14 protein-coding genes and 1 pseudogene are annotated in these 21,531 nt (G+C 63.5%); 10 read left to right on the plus strand and 5 right to left on the minus strand.

What is annotated here, in order from left to right:
• Window positions 1–16 precede the first annotated feature (16 nt).
• Window positions 17–3,199, minus strand: coding sequence for a glycogen debranching N-terminal domain-containing protein (locus ASF84_RS29580; protein ID WP_056835709.1), 3,183 nt, complete (start codon window positions 3,197–3,199; stop codon window positions 17–19).
• Window positions 3,200–3,618: 419 nt separating this feature from the next.
• Between ASF84_RS29580 and ASF84_RS04550 the strand changes: the two genes are divergently transcribed.
• Complete coding sequence (locus tag ASF84_RS04550; RefSeq protein WP_056835711.1) at window positions 3,619–4,440, plus strand: NAD-dependent epimerase/dehydratase family protein; 822 nt, start codon at window positions 3,619–3,621, stop codon at window positions 4,438–4,440.
• Between the two features lie 39 nt (window positions 4,441–4,479).
• Here the strand turns inward: ASF84_RS04550 and ASF84_RS04555 are convergent, their stop codons facing one another.
• Window positions 4,480–4,815, minus strand: a complete 336-nt coding sequence (locus ASF84_RS04555) for a hypothetical protein (protein WP_056835713.1) — start codon at window positions 4,813–4,815, stop codon at window positions 4,480–4,482.
• A 188-nt stretch (window positions 4,816–5,003) separates the two neighbouring features.
• Complete coding sequence (gene aroA / locus ASF84_RS04560) at window positions 5,004–6,266, minus strand: 3-phosphoshikimate 1-carboxyvinyltransferase (protein ID WP_056835715.1); 1,263 nt, start codon at window positions 6,264–6,266, stop codon at window positions 5,004–5,006.
• Window positions 6,267–6,550: 284 nt separating this feature from the next.
• Here aroA and ASF84_RS04565 point away from each other — a divergent pair, with 284 nt between their 5' ends.
• The gene (locus tag ASF84_RS04565) at window positions 6,551–7,579 is read left to right on the plus strand and encodes a hypothetical protein (protein WP_056835717.1); all 1,029 of its coding nucleotides are present in this window, start codon (window positions 6,551–6,553) and stop codon (window positions 7,577–7,579) included.
• A gap of 169 nt (window positions 7,580–7,748) precedes the next feature.
• Here ASF84_RS04565 and ASF84_RS04570 read toward each other — a convergent pair whose 3' ends face one another.
• Both ASF84_RS04570 and ASF84_RS04575 read right to left on the minus strand, forming a co-directional pair.
• Entirely contained in the window at window positions 7,749–8,699 is a 951-nt protein-coding gene (locus ASF84_RS04570; RefSeq protein WP_056835719.1) for a sensor domain-containing diguanylate cyclase, read from the minus strand.
• 3 nt (window positions 8,700–8,702) lie between these two features.
• Window positions 8,703–9,731, minus strand: a complete 1,029-nt coding sequence (locus tag ASF84_RS04575) for a response regulator (RefSeq protein WP_056835721.1) — start codon at window positions 9,729–9,731, stop codon at window positions 8,703–8,705.
• Between the two features lie 923 nt (window positions 9,732–10,654).
• On the opposite strand from ASF84_RS04575, the gene wecB reads away from it, so the two are divergent.
• The 8 genes and pseudogenes from wecB to ASF84_RS28305 form a co-directional block, all read left to right on the plus strand.
• Window positions 10,655–11,896 carry a non-hydrolyzing UDP-N-acetylglucosamine 2-epimerase gene (wecB, locus tag ASF84_RS04580; protein ID WP_056835863.1) on the plus strand — a complete coding sequence of 414 codons (1,242 nt, stop codon included), beginning with the start codon at window positions 10,655–10,657 and terminating at the stop codon, window positions 11,894–11,896.
• 96 nt (window positions 11,897–11,992) lie between these two features.
• Window positions 11,993–14,197, plus strand: coding sequence for a cellulose biosynthesis cyclic di-GMP-binding regulatory protein BcsB (locus ASF84_RS04585; RefSeq protein ID WP_056835723.1), 2,205 nt, complete (start codon window positions 11,993–11,995; stop codon window positions 14,195–14,197).
• 12 nt (window positions 14,198–14,209) lie between these two features.
• Window positions 14,210–16,318, plus strand: a complete 2,109-nt coding sequence (locus tag ASF84_RS04590) for a glycosyl transferase family protein (protein ID WP_056835725.1) — start codon at window positions 14,210–14,212, stop codon at window positions 16,316–16,318.
• Window positions 16,315–18,876, plus strand: a complete 2,562-nt coding sequence (locus tag ASF84_RS04595; protein ID WP_056835726.1) for a bacteriophage N4 adsorption protein A — start codon at window positions 16,315–16,317, stop codon at window positions 18,874–18,876. The genes ASF84_RS04590 and ASF84_RS04595 overlap by 4 nt, the downstream gene beginning before the upstream one ends.
• A gap of 9 nt (window positions 18,877–18,885) precedes the next feature.
• Entirely contained in the window at window positions 18,886–19,539 is a 654-nt protein-coding gene (locus tag ASF84_RS04600) for an alginate O-acetyltransferase AlgF (RefSeq protein WP_056835729.1), read from the plus strand.
• Complete coding sequence (locus tag ASF84_RS04605) at window positions 19,536–20,510, plus strand: alginate O-acetyltransferase AlgX-related protein (RefSeq protein WP_056835730.1); 975 nt, start codon at window positions 19,536–19,538, stop codon at window positions 20,508–20,510. Before ASF84_RS04600 ends, ASF84_RS04605 begins: the two co-directional genes overlap by 4 nt.
• A complete protein-coding gene (locus ASF84_RS04610) occupies window positions 20,511–21,374 on the plus strand; it encodes a hypothetical protein (RefSeq protein WP_162241245.1) in 864 nt (287 codons plus the stop codon).
• Window positions 21,370–21,514: pseudogene (locus tag ASF84_RS28305) on the plus strand (type II toxin-antitoxin system RelE/ParE family toxin); the annotation flags it as partial. The gene ASF84_RS04610 and the pseudogene ASF84_RS28305, both read left to right, overlap by 5 nt.
• Between the last annotated feature and the right edge of the window lie 17 nt (window positions 21,515–21,531).

Below are 21,531 nucleotides of genomic sequence, written 5' to 3' on the forward strand. Positions count from 1 at the left end.
CAGGCTGTTGCCCCGTTCAACTGGTGACCAGTACCCGCACATCACCCTGGCGTTGCAATACCTCGCTCAGCACGCTGCTGCCCGAGCGCCGCAAGGCCAGGTCGACCGAACCCTGGCCGACCTGCAGGCGGCGCAACAGAACCTGATCGAGAAAGGCCGGCAGCACCGGCTCGTCGAAGATCACGCGCAGTCCTTGCGGGTCAAACTGCAGCCCCAGGCATGACTGCAGCATCGACAACGGCGCCGCCGCCGCCCAGGCCTGGGGCGAGCACGCCACCGGGTAGAATGTCGGTCCCTGGGTACGCTGGCGGGCAAAGCCGCAGAACAGTTCAGGCAGGCGGCGCAGGTCGAGGTAGGTCGCGGCCGCGAACAGCCCTTCGCACAGATGCGCCGCTTCACGACGAAAGCCATAACGGGAAAACCCGGCGGCAATCAGCGCATTGTCGTGGGGCCAGACCGAACCGTTGTGATAGCTCATCGGGTTGTAGCGCGCCTGCGCCGAAGCCAGCGTGCGCACCCCCCAGCCACTGAACGATGAACGCTCCATCAGCGTGGCCACCACATGGCGGGCGCGCTCGGTGTAGGCAATGCCAGTGAACAACGCATGCCCGGCATTGGAGGTGCGCACCCGGCAGGGCTGCTTGTCGCCATCCAGGGCCAGCACATAAGTGCCCAACGCCTCATCGAAGAACTGCTCATCGAACTGGCGACGCAGACGCACCGCCTTGCCCTTGAGTTGCGCGGCCCGCTCGGTGTGCCCCAGGCGCCGGGCGATGCTGCGCGCGGCTTCCCAGGCGCCATAGACATAGGCCTGGACCTCGACCAGGGCGATCGGCCCTTTGGCCAGCCGGCCATCGGCATGAAAGACCGCATCGTGGCTGTCTTTCCAGCCCCGGTTGAGCAAGCCGCTGTCAGCACGCCGGTGGTACTCGAAAAAGCCGTCGCCATCACGGTCGCCGTAGTGATCGATCCAGACCAGCGCCGCTTCGATCGACGGCCACAGGTGCTGCAGCGTGGCGACATCACTGGTGCGCGAAAGATAGGCACCGGCCAGCATCACAAACAAGGGCGTGGCATCCATGCTGCCGTAATAACAGCGAAACGGCACCTCACCCAGCACGGCCATCTCTCCGTGTCGGACTTCATGCACGATCTTGCCAGGCTCGGCATCGCTGTCAGCGCGCAGCTCCCGGGCCTGCTGCGCCGCCAGATGGCCCAATACACCGCGGGCAATACCGGGGTCGACCCAGAGCATTTCCAGCGCGGTAATCAGCGCATCACGGCCAAAGACCGTGCTGTACCAGGGAATGCCGGCATAAGGATAAAGCCCGTGCTCAGTCTTGGTCATCAGCATGTACAAGTCGGAAATACTGCGCCGTACCACCTCGTTGAACACCTCATGTGAGGTCTGGATCGCCGCTGCCCGCGACGAAAACGTGCGCAGCTCACGCCGGGCATCGCGCACCGAACTGAAAAAGGCATGCCGCACCGGCACAGGATAAGCGCCTGCATCACAGTCGATGGCCACGAACAATGAGCGACGTTCACCGGGTGCCAGGGTCAGCTCGAACACCGCCTGTTCGCCGTCGAGTTGCTGTGGCGGTGGATTAAAACGTACCGTCGTGGTGCGCAACCGTCCGTCCAGCCCGGTGTAGGAAAGCTGTGCCTGCTGTGCCTCCAGCGCCGCCGGGTGCGGCTGGCCGGTCTGACGACGCGATGTGCCACGGACCTCGAACAGGTCTTTGAAGTCGGCGCCAAAGCGAATCTGCAGCTGTACCTGCCAGGGCTGCTGGTCGAAATTGCGCAACGTGATCCGCTCGAAACATGAACGCTGCCAGAGAAATCGCGAGCGACGCAGATGGATCAGCCCGTGGGGCATACCCTCTGCATCCTGGGTGTCCTCAAGGCCCGGGTTGCTCAGGTCGCACGTCAGCATGGCGTTGTCGTCACGCAGGGTCGAGCTGAGCAATAACGGACGCACTCCGTTAAGGGTCAGGCGCCAGTGCGACAAGTGCCGTGTGTCACGGTGAAACAGGCCTTGAGGGCTGTCGGCAGTCGCCTGCACATCGCCATGAGGATCAAAGACCCCAAAGGTGTCGTTATGCTTGAGGGTGCGCGGACGCAATTCCTGCAACGAGCTGCCGCTGGGTGCCGGTGAGCGGTCGGCCTGCCCGACCTGCTGTCGATACAGCGCCAGGTACTGCGCGGCCATGCGTTCCACTGTGAATCGCTGCTCGAATGCTGCGCGCACCCGGCGACGCTCAAGGCAGGCGAGCGTGCCGATGGCCGCCACCGCCTGCTCGACGCTCTCGACGATAAAGCCCGATTGCCCAGGCGTGATGACCTCCGGTACCGATCCCTGATTGAAGGCAATCACCGGCGTACCACAGGCCATGGCCTCGATCATCACCAGGCCGAACGGCTCTGGCCAGTCGATGGGAAACAGCAAGGCCCTGGCATTGCCAAGAAACGCGGCCTTCTGATGCTCGTCGATTTCACCGATGAACTCGATCGAGGGGTTGGCCTCGATCAGCGGCTGGATCTGCTGACGCCAGTAAGCCTCATCGGCCGGGTCGACCTTGGCCGCAATACGCAGCGGCAGACCGCACGCCAAGGCAATCTCGATGGCGCGATCCGGTCGTTTCTCCCTGGAAATACGCCCCAGAAAAGCCAGGTAGTCGCCTGAGGGCCGGGCAGTGAAAGGCAGCAGATCGTGCGGCAACCCATGCGCAATATTGGCGACCCAGTGCACACCACGCTGCAGATGGCGCCGCTGTGCCATCGAAATCGACACCAGCGGTGCTTCGGAAAAGCCGGCATGAAAGGCCAGCAGTTCCGGATGCTGCAACGGCCCGTGCAGGGTCGTGACGGCTCGTGCTCCCAAGGCGGCACTCATGGGTAGATGGGCGTGACCACCATGAAAATGCAGCACGTCGAACTGTTCCGCCTGCCTGATCACCCGATCCAGCATCAGCAAGGGGAAGGTGTCGGGAAATTCGGGCCTTGGGCCCAGGCGCAAGGCCCGAGGCACGCCTGCCACCAGGCGCGCCCGGGTCTGCGAGTCGCCGCTGGCAAACAGCGTCACCTCATGCCCCAGGCGAACCAGCTCTTCGGTCAGGTACGACACAATGCGTTCGGTGCCCCCGTACAACTGCGGCGGGCAGCTTTCGGCCAGGGGCGCGATCTGGGCGATTCTCATCAGGTGGTCTCCTTGACGGTTCCCTCCTACGCGCGATGAACGACCAGAGCATTATTTCAGGAGTGTCATTGAGCATAGAGAAGTCGCTGGCCGAGGCAGTTCAACGCCATGCCTTGAACGTCACGCCGGCCTGACAAACTGATCCTGACCCGGGCACGTTGTATGACGACATGAGGAAATTGACATTTTGCGAGCGGTGGCCATCCTCTCAATAAACATAAAACAACTGACTTTATCGGATATTGAACTCACCCGTTGCAGGAGCGCGGGGGTTTGCTGTACGACAGCGCTGCGCCTTGGCGCGGTGGACGGACTTTCGAGGCACGAGGTTTTCTCACACCCGGGCGCATTGACAATAGCGCATGAAGCTCCGGATAATCCGGAAAAGTCATACGACGACATACGACAAGGCCTGACCCATGCCCTCTTCTTCTCTTACGCCTTTCAATCGCCTGTTGCTCACCGGGGCCGCTGGCGGCCTGGGCAAGGTCCTGCGTGATTCATTGCAGCCCTACGCCCAGGTTCTACGCCTGTCCGACATCAGTGAAATGGCACCGGCCCGCAGTGCCCATGAAGAAATCCAGCGCTGCGACCTGGCCGACAAGCAGGCGGTGCACGCGCTGGTCGAAGGGGTCGACATGATCCTGCATTTCGGCGGCGTCTCGGTCGAGCGGCCGTTCGAGGAAATCCTGGGCGCCAATATCAGTGGCGTCTTCCACATCTATGAAGCCGCGCGCCGGCACGGCGTCAAGCGGGTGATCTTCGCCAGCTCCAATCATGTGATCGGCTTCTATGGGCAGGACCAGGTAATCGACGCCCATGCGCCGCGCCGTCCGGACAGCTATTACGGCCTTTCCAAGTCGTACGGCGAAGACATGGCCAGCTTCTATTTCGATCGCTATGGCATTGAAACCGTCAGCTTGCGCATTGGTTCTTCGTTTGCCGAGCCGTTGAACCATCGCATGCTCGACACCTGGCTCAGCTACGACGACCTGACCCGCCTGGTCGAGCGGGCCTTGTACGCGCCCGATGTCGGGCACACCGTGGTTTACGGTGTGTCGGCCAACCAGACGGTGTGGTGGGACAATCGCCTGGCCGCACATCTGGACTACCAGCCGCAGGACAGCTCCGAAGCCTTTCGGGCCCAGGTCGAGCACCAGCCACTGCCAGCGACCGATGACCCGGCCCGGCGCTATCAGGGCGGTGCATTTGCTGCCAGCGGGCCATTCGGGGATCATTGACAAAGGCCGGATGGGTGCACGTCAACGCCAGGCAGGCTTTCACTCGTTCGAGTGCAGCGTGAACGTGCATTTTTCCAGGCTTTCACTGCACAGGGGCAAAGGATCATCCTGCTCGCCCCAGTATTCACCCTCTGCCGCCACAGGCGTCGTGCTCTGGATCTGCAGCAGGGACTTGTAGGAGCCTTTTGTGTATTCGCAAAAAATGATCTGGCCTTCGAGGTACAGCAAGACCGCCTGAAACGCCATGGTCGTTCCCTGGCCTTTCTGGGTAAAGTCGGACACTTCAGGGCATTGATCGGCCATGGCCTGAGTCGCCTGTCCAAAGAGCAAAAAAGGACAGGCATCTATAAAAAATTGTTTGATGAAACGGTTCATGATCAAGCCTTCCCTGGCCGTTGCGAATGACACCCGCTGTCCCTGCGGGTGGGCAGCGATGGCTACCCTGCCTGATCAAGCATAGTTCGCCAGGCTCTGGCCTGGCGCAGGCAAGGACCATCGGTGCCTGTACCTGCGCAACAGGCGAATGTCAGGTACTTCTGCAGCGCCCTCAAGCCCTCAAGCCCTCAACCCTGACGCTGCAACTGCACGCCCAGCGACTCCAGCGCCGTCCAGTAGCCAGGGTAGGTCTTGCCGACGCACAACGGATCAAGAATGCGGATGCCGGCCACTTTCAGGCCCGCCAGGGCAAAGCACATGGCGATGCGGTGGTCGGAATGGGTGTCGATCAGTGCATCCACGGTACGACCGGCCAGCTGTGGATCGGCATTGACCACCAGGTCATCGCCCTCTTCCACCGCCAGTTTCGGGTCGATGGCGCAAAGGCCGTCAGACAATGCACGAATCCGGTCGCACTCCTTGACCCGCAGGTTGGCAATGCCCACAAAGCGTACCGGCTGGTTATTGAAGGCCGCCAGCACGGCCAGCGTCGGGATCGCGTCCTGCATCTGCGAGCCGTCGATCACCGCCGGCATGTCCGGGAAGCGCTCGATGAGCTGGCTGGCCAGCGCGTCGGGCTGGGTAAAGGCCTCGGTGGCCACGCCCAGGTCGATACGGCCAGCGGTCAGCGCCTGGGCCGCCCACAGGTAAGTGGCGGCCGACGCATCCGGCTCGATATGAAAATCGGTGGCACGGTAGCCGGTGGCCGCCACTCGCCAGGCCGACTCACCGATGGCCTCGACTTCGGCACCGAAAGCCTGCATGGCCGCCAGGGTCAGGTCCACATAGCCGCGTGCGCCGATCTCGCTGCCGGTCAGGGCCACCTCTAATGGGCCCTGGCCGCACGCGCCGGCCATCAGCAACGCCGAGACGTACTGGCTGGACAGGTTGCCATCGATCTCGATGCGTCCGGCCGCCAGGCCGCCACGGCCCTTGATTGCCACCGGCGGGCAACCAGTCGGTGCGCTGGCCTGCACACCCATGCGCTGCAGCGCATCAACCAGCGGGCCAATGGGGCGCTTGCGCATGTATTCGTCGCCATCGACCACGAAGTCGCCCTCGAAGTTGGCCAGGGCCGCCGTCAGAAAGCGGGTGGCGGTGCCGGCATTGCCCAGCATCAGCGGCTGGCCCGGCGCCTGCCAGTGGCCGGTGCTGGTGACCACAAAGGTGCTGTCGTCCGGCTCGTCGACCTGCACACCCATCAACCGCAGGGCCTCGGACATCACCCGGGTATCGTCACTCTTGAGCGCGCCGGTCAGGCGGCTGGTGCCTTTGGCCAGACCGGCCAGCAGCAGGGCACGGTTGGTGATGGATTTGGAGCCCGGCGGGCTGACACGACCGGTCAGCGGGCGATTGACAGGCACTACGGTAAGCGTGGATTGAGGTCGCATGATGGCCCTGATGAAGATTGGCGGAAAAATCGCGATCCTAACATGCCCGGCGCTCCTCACGGACCTTGCCTGTCGACAGCAATGGGCCCATCAAGTTGGATCCCATGTAACGTATAAATAGAGAAGCCTTTTCGATATTATTTTTTATAAATGTATCGAACTTTTAACACCCTTTAATACTGCGAATTTTCTGGTAAAAATTTTCAAACTTCCTGCGCGCAGCAAGAGTCATTGCTATGTGCACCCCATGCGGTGCCCCTGCCATTGACTGAAGGATGACCACCATGATTCGCGATGATCGAAACCCACCGGCAGGCTATGCCGCACCGGATTACTACGCAGCCAATACTGTGGCGCCTTTACTTAAACGCATTTCATGGAGTGCCATTCTGGCGGGTGTTGTTCTGGCCCTGGTTGTTTCACTGTTGTTGAACTTGCTGGGGACTGCCATCGGTACGGCCACTATTGATCCGATGCAAGAAGCCAACCCGGTCTCCGGGCTGGGCACCGGCGCCGGTATCTGGGTGGTCGTCAGCGCCGTCATCTCTTTATTCGTCGGTGGCTGGGCGGCAGGTCGCCTGGCGCAGCGTGAAGGCGCTTTCCACGGTCTGCTGGTCTGGGCCTCGGTCTCGCTGATTACCGTGTACCTGGTGTCCAGCGCCGTGACCGGCGTGGTCCGTGGTGGCCTTAACCTGGCCGGCAGTGGCCTGTCAGCCGTCGGCAGCGGTATCGCCCAGGTGGCGCCGGCGCTGGGCGATAAGATTCAGGACCAGCTCAAGCAACAGGGCATCGATTTCAACCTCAATGACATCCAGAACGAAATCGAACTGGCCATGCGTCAGACCGGCAAGGCCGAACTGAACCCGGACAATGTGGCACAACAAGCACAGTCCACGGCTCAGGATGCGCAGAACACCGCCGAACGCAGTGCCAACAACCCACAACAGGCCGATGAGCAGATCGGTGGCCTGCTGGATCGCATCAAGGCCAAGGGCAACGAAGCCTGGGATGCTGCTGACCGTCAGGCGCTGGTCAACCTGATCAAGGCGCGTGGCAACAAGACCGATGCCGAAGCCAACCAGATCGTCGATCAGGCCCAGGCCAGCTATCGCCAGGCCTACGCCAAGTACCAGGAACTGAAGGCCCAGGCCGAGCAGAAAGCCCGCGAAGCCGCTGAAGTGGCTGCCAAGCGCGTTTCGCAAGGCGCCTGGATCCTGCTGATCACCCTGGTGATCTCGGGCCTGGTGGCTGCCGGTGCCGGTGTACTGGGTCGCCGTACCCAGCCTGCCGACAAGGTTGTCACCACCCGCTGATCCATCCCTTACAGCCGGCGCCGCCCTGGCGCCGCGCTGTAGCCGTGATCAGCACTACTCCGTAGGAGCAACCAACGGTCGCCAATGGCGCAAAAACCATGCCGGTCTTTTCGCGACCGTTGGTCGCTCCTGCAGACGGGTGTTGGCTGCACGATAGCCCAGGGTCTGCTCAAGCCAGCGTCACCTGGTTGCGCCCGTTCTTCTTGGATTGGTACAACGCCTGGTCGGCAGCCTCGATCAGTGTCTTGTAGTCGGTCGAGGGCTGGCTGAGGTCGGCCACGCCCAGGCTGATGGTGCAGCGGATCTGCTGGCCATCGTGATCCACATGCAGCTCTTCCACAGCCTTGCGCAGCCGTTCGGCAAAGACCTGGGCACCGGCCTTGTCGGTGTCGGGCAACAGCACCGCGAACTCTTCACCGCCATAGCGCCCGGCAATGTCTGCGCTGCGTATGTGAGTACGCATGGCTTCGGCCACGACCTGGATCACCTTGTCTCCGGTCTGGTGGCCCCAGGTGTCATTGACCCGCTTGAAGTGATCGATGTCGATCATCACCATCGCCACTTGCGTGCCGTAGCGTCTATGCCTGGCGTATTCCTGGCGCAAGGACTCTTCCCAATGGCCGCGGTTGTTCAGGCCGGTCAGGCGGTCGGTGCTGGACAACCGTTGCAGCTCGTTGTTGGCATTGAGCAATTGATGGCGATTGGTGGCCACATCGGTCACGTCATAGATCACCAGGCAGATATGACTGATCTGGTTATTGGTGCTGCGCAGCGGAAACAGGGTGGTGTTCTGGTACATGAACGCCTCCTGCCCGGTAATCGGCTGGTAGTTCTTGAAGCGCACCAGATAAGGTCGCTGCTCCCAGATGGTGAATGCCGGCGTGCCCAAGGTCACGACGTTGTCGACCTTCTTGCTGAACCAGGCGCGATTGACCTCCGGAAACAGCTGGAAAAACGACTGGCCAATGGCATCGAACGGCACCACCCCGGAGCGGTTTTCCATGAAGGTGTTCCAGATCTGCACAGTGAAGTCACGGTCGAGCACCACAATGCCTACATCGATGTTCTGTGTAACGGCCAGCAGCCAGTGAAGCTCTTTGATATCGATTTGCTCGTTCATACATCAGCTCATCAGGTAGGCCAGTTTGCGCGAGAGTCGCTCGACCGAGTCTTCGGTGAACAACATCAGCAAATCGAAATGAATGTCGTGCCCTTCCACGCTGTAGCTGACCTCCACGGCCAGGGTCTGTTTCCAGCGTTGCTGGCGGACGTTGATCAGCTCATCGCTGCCGCCCTCCTGGGCCAGTATCTGCGGATGCCCCAGGGAAAAGGGCACATCGATCTGCTCACCGATCCCGCTCAGGCAGGCACCGATGAGGATGGTCGACAGGTCCAGGAGCACTTCCATGTCACTGTAGTCGGGTGAGTCGCGGTGCATCAGCCGGGCGATGTCGGCAATTTCCGAATCGTGCAGCAGCAATAACGCTTCGCCGGCGATACCGCCGCCAATATAGCCCTGGCACACCGCAGTCAGGCGCTGGCCATGCTGGGTGTCGGCCAGTGCCATGTGCAACTCGCCCACCTCCAGCATGTTGACGTTCGGCACCGGCAGTTGCACGAAGACCCCCAGCACCTTGGCCAGCAGGGCAGCGGCACGCCCCATGGCGACGTTGACCGTCTCGCGCATGGCGTCCTGAAAGCTGATGATGCCCTCGCCTGTACGCGGTGCCTGCGCCGTTGCCGACGCCGCCGGCACGCTGGGCGCCTGAGCCGCCAGCGGCTCGCCAAGCAGACCCAGGCGCCTCAGGGTGGACGCCAGTTCATCGGGGTCGGCCGGTTTTTTCAGAAAGGCCAGGGCGCCCAGTTCCATGACCCGGCGCACCGCTTCTTCCTGGACATCGCCGGAAACCACGATCACTTGGGTATCGAGACCTTCGTCCCGGATCGCCGCCAGGGCCTGGTAACCGTCCATGACCGGCATGGTCAGGTCCAGCAGCATCACCTGCCCCAGCCCCTTGCGCACCGCTTCCAGGCCCTCAAGGCCGTTGGCCGCCAGGCTGACCGAGACATCCCAACCGGCCGGCAGCGCCCGGATCAACTGCTTGCGCGCCATATTCGAGTCATCGCAGATCAGTAGCGCGATTGTGGGCATTGCATGGTTTCTCACGACAAAGAAGGTTTCAGGTCAACCCGGACACTGCAGGGGACGCTTCTGGCGGCATTTGCAAGGCCAGCCTGAGCGCCGCTTGTCAGTGTAGGACAGGGGCTGTGCAGGGGCCCGATGGGTCGAATATTCCCCTTTTTTTCTTTCAGAAAAAGGTGATGCAATTAACGTGCTCAGCCTGTCGGCCCATGAGACGGGGCACCGTCGAGGGTGAGCGTGCTACACACACTATCGAAAACCATCAGTAATGGCCAAATAATGGCCAACTAACTTGAACTTTCTATTGTTCGGGTCGCTTGTATGGATGTGGCGGGCACGCTGGTCTCTTACACCACACGGCCTGAATGTGATGTTCCTCACCCAGGGTGTCGAAACTTTATCGTTTTATCGCGGTCGCTCTTCCATCGCCTTTAACCTTTATTGAACCTTTTCCGACGTCAATAATACGCGCGCCTTGCACGGCCTCATGAATGCCAATATTCAGGCGTCATTAAGGCGTCTACCCGCGTTCGCTCAGCGGCCTTGAGGGCGTCCCCTTAAACCGCTTTAGCCCCCTCAAAAAAAGAAAAACCAAAATCAATAAAATAAAAAACACCTTCAAAATCAATTTCTTGCATTGATAACACACCTTTCAATAGTGTTCATACCCTCGTTTGAATATCGCCATGACTTCAACTTTCAAAAAAAGTTTCCGCTCTTTTATTTCCAAAAAACAGGCATTTAAGTTTTGCAAAATCCTTAGGCAATGCTAATAATCGCTCCACTTCCGGGAAACAAGGCAGTGCCGTTTATTCACATGATGTGTCCCCGTGATGATTCTGTTGACCCCGGTACTACGATAGAACCCATCTCACTGCTTGGACCCTTGGCGGTCCCGCTGTTGTAAGCGCGTTATTGCGCAGGAGGCCATCATCGCTAGCAACCACACGCCGATCAAGATTCTGTCCATCTTCGGTACCCGTCCAGAGGCCATCAAGATGGCCCCGCTGGTCAAGGCGCTGGCCGCCGAGCCCGGTATACAGTCACGCGTCTGCGTCACCGGCCAGCACCAGCACATGCTCAAACAGGTACTGGAACTGTTCGACCTCAAGGTCGACTACACCCTCGACGTCATGCGCCCCGACCAGACGCTCAATACCCTGAGTGCGGCCTTGTTCGATGCCATCGATCCGATGCTCGACATTGCCCGGCCCGACCGTATCCTGGTGCATGGCGACACCACCACCGCCATGGTCGCCTCGATGGCTGCGTTTCACCGCCGCATTCCGGTCGGCCACATCGAAGCCGGCCTGCGCACCGGCGACATCCGCCAGCCGTGGCCGGAAGAAATGAACCGGCGCTGCATCGACATGACCGCCGACCTGCTGTTTGCGCCCACGGCCGAGGCGCGCCGCAACCTGCTGGGCGAGCGCCAGCAGGGCCGTTCATTCGTCACCGGCAATACCGTGATCGACGCCCTGCAGCAGACCGCACGGCGCATCGAGCGCGACAGCGCCCTGCGTGACCGCCTGGACGCGCAGTTCGACTTCCTGCTGCCGGGGCGCAAGCTGCTGCTGGTCACCGGCCACCGCCGGGAGAACTTCGGCGAAGGCTTCCTGGACATCTGCAAGGCGCTGGGCACCCTGGCACAGCGCCCGGACATCCAGATCGTCTACCCGGTGCACCTGAACCCCAACGTCAAGGGCCCGGTCACCGAGCACCTGGGCAATGTGCCCCATGTGCACCTGATCGAACCGCTCGACTACCTGTCATTCGTGCGCCTGATGCAGCGTGCTCACGTCATCCTCACCGACTCTGGCGGCGTGCAGGAAGAAGCGCCATCGCTGGGCAAGCCGGTACTGGTGATGCGCGAGGTCACCGAACGCCCCGAAGCGGTCTCGGCTGGTACTGTGCGTCTGGTCGGCACCTCGGCACAGTCGATCGTGCACGGCGTCAGCGCCCTCTATGAAGATGAGCTGCTCTGGCGGCGCGCGGCGCAGGCCAGCAACCCGTACGGCGACGGCCTGGCCTGCTCACGCATCGTCGACGTCCTGATGGGCCGTCCGGTCGATGACTTTGTGCCCGGACAACGCGACTGGCAGCGTGCCGATGCGCTCATCGGCGCAGGCTCCTCAGCCCTGCGGCTGCCCTGTAGCCAGTCGCTGCCCAGCTAGCAACCGCTGTATTGCGACACCGTTGACGCGGGCGGCCATGCTGCCCGCTCGACCGCCAACGCTCACTCGTTTATTACTCGTTCGAGACCACGTCCGATGAAGTCCATCCACCTGGGTGCATTCAGCGCCCTTGCCTGGGGTGCGAGCCTGCTCGCGCTCATGCCGACCCAGACCCTGGCAGCCGAAAGCCCGCTGGCCCAAGCCATTGCCCGACTCAATGCCGACCTGCGCCAGGAGCGCGAAATACGTCTGGACGACCTGGGCATCAACGACCCCATTGTCCTGGGTGCCAGCGACGCGCGGCGCGAGCTGTACCTGCCCGTGCCGGCGGGTGTGCCGCTGACCGATGCCTCGCTGACATTCGACGCCAGCTACCTCAATGGCGAGGGTGGCCGTAACACCCTGCTGCTGTCGCTGGACGGCTACCCGGTGCGCGCCCAGGGCCTGAACGAAGCCCAGGGCGATGCCAGTGCCACCCTGGGCGTCGACAAGGCCCCGCGCGACAGCGGTTCGGTGCGCCTGGGGGTGGCCTGGTCGTCACGGGTGGAACGTGAACTGTGCGAAGACGAGCGCGCCATCGGCAACGTGCTGCGCATCCAGCCCGACACACGCCTGACCTACAGCTACGATGCCAGCCAGTTGCGTGACATCGGTGCGGCCTGGAATGCCCTGCCCGGCCAACCCGGCGTACTGATCGCCCCGGGCACCTTGTCCAGTGCCAGCTACGACGCGGTCTGGCGCCTCGGCGTGGCGCTGGAGCGTATCGGCAAACAGGCGCGCATCCTGCCGCTGCCCGGCGTGGGCGACACCGTTCAATTGAGCGCCCGTCGTGTGCCTGAAGCACTGCGCGGCGTGCCAGCCTTCGCCAGCCTCGACGGCGAGGGTCGCTACACCCTCAAGAACGCCGCTGAAGTCGGCGCACTGCTGGTGCTGGGCAAGAGCCCCGACATCCAGGCCGACCTGGCCATCGATGACGCGCAGTTGCTCAAGGGCATCGACACGGCGCTGGATGCCTTGCAGGCCGAAGTCCAGGCGCTCGACCCCCAGGCCGCCACCGCGCTGGGCCAATGGCGCGAACACCACATCCGTACAGGGCTGGGCTCGCTGGGCAAGGACGAGGCGCGCCTGGCCCTGCTCGGCACCCGGCCGATGCTGTTGATCGCCCCCACGGCCACCATCAAGGCCATGACCCTGTTCAACTCGGCGTGGAACACACTGGCGCGCAACCACCAACTGACCATTGCCGAAGCACAACTGCCGCTGACCCAGGACGGTCGCCTGGCCCTGTCGCGCCTGGGCGGCTCGCCCGGCAGCCTGGATTTGCTGGCCAAAAGCGACTGGAGCGCCACGTTCCCGTTGGGCAATGTTGCCTACGACGGCCGCCTGCCAGTGCGGGCCGTGGTCGACGTGGCCAGCGCGCCCGGCGCCTCCAGCACGGCCCCTGTGGCCTCGGTGTTTCTCAACGATTACCTGATCGGCGCCGCACAACTGGTCAGCGATGGCCAGAAACAACGCATCGAGGCGCGTATCCCGGCCTATGCCCTGGGCTCGCGTAACGTCTTGCGGGTGTCGTTCCAGCGTCAGCCGGTCAGCAACCGCTGCCTGGAAACGCCCCAGGCGTTCCCGGTCAGCGTGCTGCCGACCAGCCATATCGTGCTGGAGAACAGCACACCGGGCAGCGACTTTGCCGGCATGGCCGCGCGCTTTGCGCAACACACCCAGGTGCTGGTGCCGCAAGCCTGGCTCGATCACCCGGCCAGCAGCCTGCCGACCCTGATCAAGATTGCCGACGCCACCGGGGTCTCGCCGCTGCGCGCCCAGCTCAGTGTGCAGGCCGACGACAAGACGGCCGTGAACCCGGACACATCCTTCCTGGCCTTCGAGCTGCCGGTCAAGGACAGTGCCGAGGCCTTGCAGGTCGACGCGCAAGGCCGCCTGCTGATCAACCACAAGGAACAGCGCCTGCTGGACCTGCAGCAGCTGGACAACATGGCCGCGTTGCAAGTGATCAAGAGCGGCAGCCAGCACGGCGTGGTGTATCGCACCCTGGGCAGCCAGGCCCCGCAGTTCAAGGAACCGTTATTGCTGACCCGCGGTAACGCCTCGATCCTCGGGGCCGAGGGAGCGCTGTCGACCTTCGACACCCACGACCCCAGCGGCAGCCAGTTGATCGACGCCGACGAGCCTCGTGGTCTGGACGCCTGGCGCCAACCGTCGCTGTTGTGGCTGATCCCGGCCGGCGTGCTGCTGTTTGCGCTGTTGCTGCTGGCCGGCCGCCGCGCCCGCCGTAATCGTCAATAACGAGGCTTGTCGATGACCTCGCTCTATTGGCCCTACTGGCTGGCTCACTACTACAGCTTCCTGGAAGCCGCGACCCTGGTGGTCGCGGTACTGATCCTTGTGTCCAGCCTGGACGACCTGATCGTGGATGTGTGGTACTGGTCGCGTCGCCTGTACCGCAAGTTCACCGCCGAGCGCCGCTATCGGCCGCTGACCGAGCAGCAGTTACTCGACCGCGACCAGCAACCCCTGGCAATCATGGTGCCGGCCTGGCTGGAATACGATGTCATCGCGCCGATGATCGAGAACATGGTCTCGACCCTGGATTACCAGAACTACATGGTCTTCGTCGGCACCTACATCAACGACCAGCGCACCATCGATGAAGTGGAGCGCATGCGCCGGCGCTACAAGCAACTGCACCGTGTCGAAGTGCCTCACGCCGGCCCCACCTGCAAGGCCGACTGCCTGAACTGGATCATCCAGGCGATTTTCCTGCACGAGAAAACCCACGGCATGACCTTCGCCGGCACCGTGCTGCATGACAGTGAAGATGTGCTGCACCCGCTGGAACTGCGCCTGTTCAACTACCTGCTGCCGCGCAAGGACATGATCCAGCTGCCGGTGGTGTCGCTGGAGCGCAACTGGTACGAATGGGTGGCCGGCACCTACATGGACGAGTTCGCCGAATGGCACGGCAAGGACCTGGTGGTGCGTGAGAGCATGACCGACACGGTGCCCTCGGCCGGCGTCGGTACCTGTTTTTCCAACCGCGCCCTGCAAGTGCTGGCTGCCGAAAACCAGAACCAGCCGTTCAACACCGACAGCCTGACCGAGGACTACGACGTCGGTGCGCGCCTGGCCAAATACGGGATGAACGCCATCTTCGTGCGCTTTGCGGTGCAGTTCCGGGTGCTGCGCAAGTCGTGGTTTCGCAAACCGTACGAATCGACCCTGCACATGCCCTTGTGCGTGCGCGAGTTCTTCCCCGACACCTTCCGCACCGCTTTTCGCCAGAAAGCCCGCTGGACCCTGGGCATCGGCCTGCAAGGCTGGGAGCAGATGGGCTGGAGCGGCTCGCTGGCCAACCGCTACCTGTTGTTTCGCGACCGCAAGGGCATCGTCACCTCGTTCATCAGCATTCTCGCCTACGTGATCCTGCTGCAACTGGTGGCGCTGATCGTGCTGCGCTACAGCGGCCTGTGGGACGTGAGCTTCCCGGCCTGGTTCGATGACAACGACACCTTGCAGGCCCTGTTGCTGACCAACGGCATCGCGCTGCTGTGGCGCATGCTGCACCGCTACTACTTCACCAGCGTGCTGTACGGCTGGCAGCACGGGTTGCTGTCGATCCCGCGCATGGTGGTGGGCAACTTCGTCAATTTCATGGCCGCCGCCCGCGCCTGGCGCATGTTCCTGATCGGCAAGCTGCTGGGGCGCAAGCTGGTGTGGGACAAGACCATGCACGACTTCCCGTCCACCGACCTGGTCGCCGCGGCGCCACGCAAACTGGGCAGCGTGCTGCTGTCCTGGCAGGCAATTACCGACGCCAGGCTGCAAACTGCCCTGGACGAGCAACAAAGCCGGCCGCTGCCACTGGGGCGCATCCTGCTCGGACGTGGCTGGCTCGACGACGAAACCCTGGCCGAGGCCATTGCCTTCCAGAACGACCTGCCGCGCATTTTCGAACTGGACGCCAACCGCCAGGACGGCGCACTCGACGATGAGTTCTGCCTGCGCTGGCGCACCGTCCCCCTGACACCGGCGCCCAACGGCCAGCCGCGCATCGCCGTGACCAGCCCGTTGCCGGACGAAGGCCTGCGCCAGGTCAGTGCCGCGCTGGGTGGTGAGCCGCTGCAATTGATCGCTCGCGAAGGCGAAGTGGTCGAGCGCCTGCGCCAGATCGGCAGCCGCCCCGGCACGCAGCCACCGGCCGCCGGCACACCGCTGCTGGGCGACCTGCTGATCGAGGCCGGCCTGATCGACCGCCAGGTGTTCGACCGCGCCATGCTCAACTATCGCCCGCAGCACCACGGACGCATCGGCGACTACCTGGTCGACCTGGGCGTGTTGCCCCGCGACACCATCGAGCAGGCGGTCGCCCGCCAGCATCGCCCTGCCGCTCTGGAGCCTACGTCATGATGCGCCCGCTCTTGCCCCTGCTGGCCTTGCTGGCCCTGTTACCGGTCAGTGCCACGGCTGAAATCCTGCCGTTGCCCTTGAGCGGCTCGGCCTACCAGTTGGCCAGCGAGGCCTACCGTGCCTACGACCGGGAAAACTACGACCTGGCCATCAGCAAGGCCCGCGAAGCCCTGCGCCAACGCCCGGATGTCGCCCAGCTCAAGACTTTGATGGCCCTGGCCGAGCGCGACAAGTACCGCCGCGATCATCCGCAACGTTACCCGCAAGCGCGACCGGCGCCAGGCTTTGGCGTTGCCGCCCAGGCCTTCAAGGCCTACGACCGAGAAGACTTTGCCGGGGCCGCCCGCGCTGCCCGCCAGGCCATCAGTCAGGCCCCTGGGCGTATGGATTACCGCCTGCTGCTGATCGAGTCACTGCAGCGCCAACAGGATCTGCACGCCGCTGACCAGGCCACCACCGACGCCTTGCGCAGTTTCCCTGACGACGACACCTTGTTGATGCGCCGCGAAGCCATCCGCCGGCAACTGGCCGCACCACTGGCGATTGCCGGCTACCGGGCGCTGCAACAGAGCAACCTGTCGCTGGCCGTGGATCAGGCTCGCCAGGCGGTGGCCTGGGCCCCTGAAGTGGCGGCCAATCAAGAACTGTTGATCAGCGCCTTGTTGGCCGCCAAGGACTATCAAGGGGCCGAGCAAGCGGCCACCGGCGCGCTGGCCCAGGACGACGGCGAGATCGCCCCGTGGATCTTGCGCAGCTATGCCCTCGATCGTCAGGGCAAGGCCCAGGCCGCCCAGGCCGACCTGAAGCGGGCGCTGGCCATCAAGGGCCTGCTCGATTCCGAGGTCCGCGAGATCCGCTTCTTCGCCGCCGACCTGGCGCTGCTCGACCAGCAACCGCAACAGGCCCTGGAACATTTGCAGGCTCTGCCCGAGGACGATGACGGCGAACTGACGCGCCGCCGCGGCGTCGCGCAGGCCGCTGCACGCCAACAACGCAAGGGTTTGCAAACCACGATGCGCTTTCCGGCCCCGGCCCTGAGCTGCCAGGAAAGTGCGTTCGGCCTGGTTTGTGACCTGTGGCCGGGCAATCAGCGTGATGCCGGCACCGACCTGGCTGTGCAGGCTTATGCGGCCCTGGCGCGCAAGGACCCCGTGACCGCCGCTGCACTGGCCGACGAAGCGATTCGCCGCGCCCCCGGCAATCCGGCGTATTACGGCCTGAAGGCCACCGCCCTGAGCGAGCAGAAGCACCTGCCGCAGGCCATCGATGCCCTTGGCCAGGGTTTGCAGGTGGCCGGTGATGACGCCCGCCTGTTGACCCAGCGTGGACGCCTGCGCCAACAGGCCGATGACGATGCCGGCGCCCGCAAGGACTTCAGCCAGGCCCTGGCCATGGGCAGCCTGCCCAATTACGAAGAGGCCAGCCTGTATGCGGCCCTGGGTCAGCAGCAGACCGCCCGCGAGCGCCTGCAACTGGCCCGCGACGGCGGTGAATTGAATGCCATGAGTCAGTTGCAGGTCGCCTACCTGTCGATCCAGGCCGGCGATGATGAAGCGGCCCACGCCTCATTTGCCAAGGCCGACAGCGAAAGCGGTCTGCCGCCGACCGCCACGCAGGATGCGGCCTACACCGCCATGCGAGTCAATGACGACAAGGGCGCCGTGGGTTACTTCAAGCGTGTCGTCGATGCTGAAAAGGCCGGCGAACTGCCCCTGTCGGCGCAGCAGGTGTTCGACACCCGGCGCGCGGTGGCTGATGTCTCGCGCAGCGTGGGCCTGACCAGCACCACCACTTACCGCGGCAACAGCTCGGCCAGCGGCCTGAGCGCTGCCCCCAGTACCGGCAACACCACCGGCGGCAGCGGCAGTCGCAGCAATGACAGCCTGCAGAACAGCACGGAAGCGTCGTGGCGCCCGCTGGGTTACCGCAACGCACGCTACGTCGAAGTCTATGGCCGCCTCAGCGACACGCTGTGGAGCAAGGACGGTGACGCCGACACCGGGCTGGAGGCCTTGCAAGGCGCGCTGGGCGTGCGGGTCAAACCGCTCTCATCGGTCAACGTGGTCGCGGCCGTGGAGCGCACCTTCCCGCTGGGTTCGTCCGACATCGACGGCGACTGGCTGCTGCGCCTGGGCTATGGCGCCAGTGTCGGCACCGACCTGCGCGTCGATACGCCCAGTTGGTGGACCTCGCAGCTGTTCGCCGAGGCGGGCCGCTACCTGGGCGACTCGCGCAACTACTTCAACAGTGAATGGCAGGGCGGGCGCAGCTACGCCATCGGCGGCACCGGCTCGCGCTGGGTGAGTTTCCCGCATGTGGTCGCCGCGTTCGACTACGACTCGAAGATGAACGCTGAAACCCAGGCCGATGGCAGCACAGACTATGCCTCTGGCAGCGCCGGCGGCCTGGGCATCGGCAACAACGTGCGCTACTGGTTTCGTGAAGACGCCTACAACGCACCGCGTTCCTATATCGATTTTTCCTTGCAATACCGGCTGAGAGTCTTTGGCGATGACCGTGCCAAAGGTGTGTTCTCCCGACTGACTTACTCTTACTGAGGACCGCTCATGTACACCCGTATCAGCTTGCTGCTCGGCCTGGGTCTGGCCTGCACCGTAGCCCAGGCCGCCCCCGGCATCGCCCAGCTCTATGCCCCGAAATTGCCTGAAGGCTCGGCCTGGGTGCGCGTGGTCAACCCGGCCGACACCGAACAACAGGTGCGCATCGGCACAGGGGCCGCCCAGGCCCTGTCGGCCCAAGCCATCGTCGCCAGCCCGTTCCAGGCGGTCGATGCCCGCAAGCCGTTGCCGATCACGGTCAACGGTCGAGCGCTGCGCGACCTGAAAGCACCGGCCAATGCCTTTGTCACCCTGATCCTGGACCGTGACCCGGCAGCCGCGCCACGCCTGGTCATCGACCCGCCGCCACGCGGCAAGGACCTCAAGGCCGAGCTCAACACCTATAACCTCAGCACCGGCTGCGCCCAGGCCGATATCAAGCTCGCCAACGGCGGCAGTGTGTTCAGCCAGGTGGCCTCCGGGGGCCAGGCCCAGCGCACCATCAACCCGGTGCAGGCCACCTTGATCGGTCACTGTGGTCAGGCCGCCAGCCTGCCGCTGCAACTGCAACCCTTCCAGGCGGGTGACCGCTACAGCCTGTTCCTGGTCGGGACGGCGCAGAACCCGCGCCTGATCGGCCTTGTCGACAAGACCGCGCCATGAAGGCTGCCGTCCATCCTGCCCGTCGTGCCTGGCCCTCGTGCGTAGCCGCTGTGCTCTTGAGCCTGTCAGGCACCGCCGCTCAAGCCGCCTCGGCGGTGATCGTCGGCCAGGACGGCTGGCTGTTTCCGGCCTGGGAAAGCCTGAGCCAGGTCGATAACGCCGGCCTTGCACGCAGCACCACCCTGGTCAGACAGGTGCAGCAGCGCCTGGCCCAGGCCAGGATCGAACTGGTGGTGCTGGTGGTGCCCATGAAAGCCCCGCTCTATGTTGCACGCCTGCCACAGGGCCAGGCCCTGAGTCCGGCGGTGTCCCAGCGCTACGAGCGCCTGCAAGGCGAGCTGAACAAGGCCGGGCTGACCACGCTCGACATCAAGCCGATTCTGCAACGTACCGAACACGGCGAGCAGACCGCGTTTTATCGCGCCGACTACCACTGGACCGCCTGGAGCGCCGAAAACACCGCCGACGCCACCGCGCAACTGATCAACCAGCGCTACCGTCTGACCGGTGCGCCGGGAGGTGGCGCGGTATTGGGCGAGTGGTTCGACAAACGCGCCTTTGGCGACCTGGCAGCCAACTTTTTGCCGGCCATCAAGCGCAAGGCAATTGGCCGCGACATCTACACCGTGCGCCACCAGGTCGAGAAAGACCTGCTGATCGACGACGCGCCAGCGCCAGTGCAGGTGATCGGCAACAGCTTCGTGCAGCCTTACCTGGGGTTCACGCAAAAGCTCTCCAACGCCCTGGACCGCCCGGTCAACCTGACCTGGAACCCCGGCGATGTAGGGCCATGGGCCACGCTGTTGCAGTACCTGGAGTCGCCGGACTTTGCCGAACACAAACCGCAGGTCATCGTCTGGCAATTCAACGAAGGCCAGTTCCACCTGGGCCCCGACGCCACCGCGCAATGGAACGCCAAGGGTGTGATCTCGTTGAACCTGTGGCAGCAACGCATCCAGAAGGCGCTCTGATTGAATATGTTCGGCCGCACCCTGAACCGCACCGCTGCGGGCCTGCTCCTGCTGGCGCTGACCTTCGTCACCGGCACCACGCTGCTGTACGTCACCGCCGACAAGCCGCTGCAGCCTGGCATCGTCGGCATGGTCTGGCAGCCGGACAACGCCACCGTCGGCATTCGCGGCGACTGGCACACGCTGGGCGCCAGGGAGCTGCTGGTGCAATGGTCGGTGGTCGACGACCAGGCGTTCATCCCCGGCACCGGCCTGCCCGGCGTACCGGTGATGCCCGACTGGCAGCGCATTGCCGGCGAGCCCTGGGCACAGGATGTGATCCTGGGGCTGGCCGGGTACTACAGCGAAAACCGCTCACGCGACAACATCGAGCACTTGGCGGCGTTGTCCGAAAAGGTGGCGAAGATCAAGACTCCACTGCATGTCACCGGCTGGTACTTTCCCGCCGAAGTCGACCCCAGCTGGACCCGCGCCAGCGAGCTGCCGGCGCTGCTGGCCAGACTGCCACGGCCGCTGTGGATCAGCGTCTACGATGGCGCCAACATCGGCCCCGCCGCCACCGCCGAGTGGCTGCAGCAATGGCTGCCCGATGACATCGGCGTGCTCTTCCAGGACGGCGTCGGCGTCTACGCCCGCAGCGCCCCGGTGGCCCGCACCTACGCCGACGCGCTGAGCCAGCGCCTGGGCAAGCACCGTGTGCGCCTGATCGTCGAAGCCTTCCGCCCGCAGGTTGGCGGCGGCTTTCGCCCGGCGACCGTTGGCGAGCTCAAGCCGCAGCTGGCTGCCTATGACGGCTACCCGTTGTACCTGTTCGATGGGCCGCATTATGTGACGCCCGAATTGGTGCAGCAGTTGGCGCGGTGAACGCCTGGAAGAGTTCGAGCCACGGGATGTGCGCCGGATTCAAATCGGCCATTACGAATTGCGCTATGAGATACAGGCCTCGACCATTTACCTGTTGCGCCCTGTGGCACACACGCGAAGATCGCGCCCCTTATAAATAAAATAACTTACTGATTAT

The organism is Pseudomonas sp. Leaf127, assembly GCF_001423155.1.
Classification (GTDB): Bacteria; Pseudomonadota; Gammaproteobacteria; order Pseudomonadales; family Pseudomonadaceae; genus Aquipseudomonas; species Aquipseudomonas ovata.

What these genes read in the sequence shown, in the direction of transcription:
- ASF84_RS04600 (WP_056835729.1), top strand. Translation starts at nt 18,886, where the DNA reads ATGTACACCCGTATCAGCTTGCTGCTCGGCCTGGGTCTGGCCTGCACC.
- ASF84_RS04550 (WP_056835711.1), top strand. Translation starts at nt 3,619, where the DNA reads ATGCCCTCTTCTTCTCTTACGCCTTTCAATCGCCTGTTGCTCACCGGG.
- ASF84_RS04595 (WP_056835726.1), top strand. Translation starts at nt 16,315, where the DNA reads ATGATGCGCCCGCTCTTGCCCCTGCTGGCCTTGCTGGCCCTGTTACCG.
- ASF84_RS04590 (WP_056835725.1), top strand. Translation starts at nt 14,210, where the DNA reads ATGACCTCGCTCTATTGGCCCTACTGGCTGGCTCACTACTACAGCTTC.
- ASF84_RS04565 (WP_056835717.1), top strand. Translation starts at nt 6,551, where the DNA reads ATGATTCGCGATGATCGAAACCCACCGGCAGGCTATGCCGCACCGGAT.
- ASF84_RS04570 (WP_056835719.1), bottom strand. Translation starts at nt 8,699, where the DNA reads ATGAACGAGCAAATCGATATCAAAGAGCTTCACTGGCTGCTGGCCGTT.
- ASF84_RS04575 (WP_056835721.1), bottom strand. Translation starts at nt 9,731, where the DNA reads ATGCCCACAATCGCGCTACTGATCTGCGATGACTCGAATATGGCGCGC.
- ASF84_RS29580 (WP_056835709.1), bottom strand. Translation starts at nt 3,199, where the DNA reads ATGAGAATCGCCCAGATCGCGCCCCTGGCCGAAAGCTGCCCGCCGCAG.
- ASF84_RS04555 (WP_056835713.1), bottom strand. Translation starts at nt 4,815, where the DNA reads ATGAACCGTTTCATCAAACAATTTTTTATAGATGCCTGTCCTTTTTTG.
- ASF84_RS04605 (WP_056835730.1), top strand. Translation starts at nt 19,536, where the DNA reads ATGAAGGCTGCCGTCCATCCTGCCCGTCGTGCCTGGCCCTCGTGCGTA.
- ASF84_RS04585 (WP_056835723.1), top strand. Translation starts at nt 11,993, where the DNA reads ATGAAGTCCATCCACCTGGGTGCATTCAGCGCCCTTGCCTGGGGTGCG.
- aroA (WP_056835715.1), bottom strand. Translation starts at nt 6,266, where the DNA reads ATGCGACCTCAATCCACGCTTACCGTAGTGCCTGTCAATCGCCCGCTG.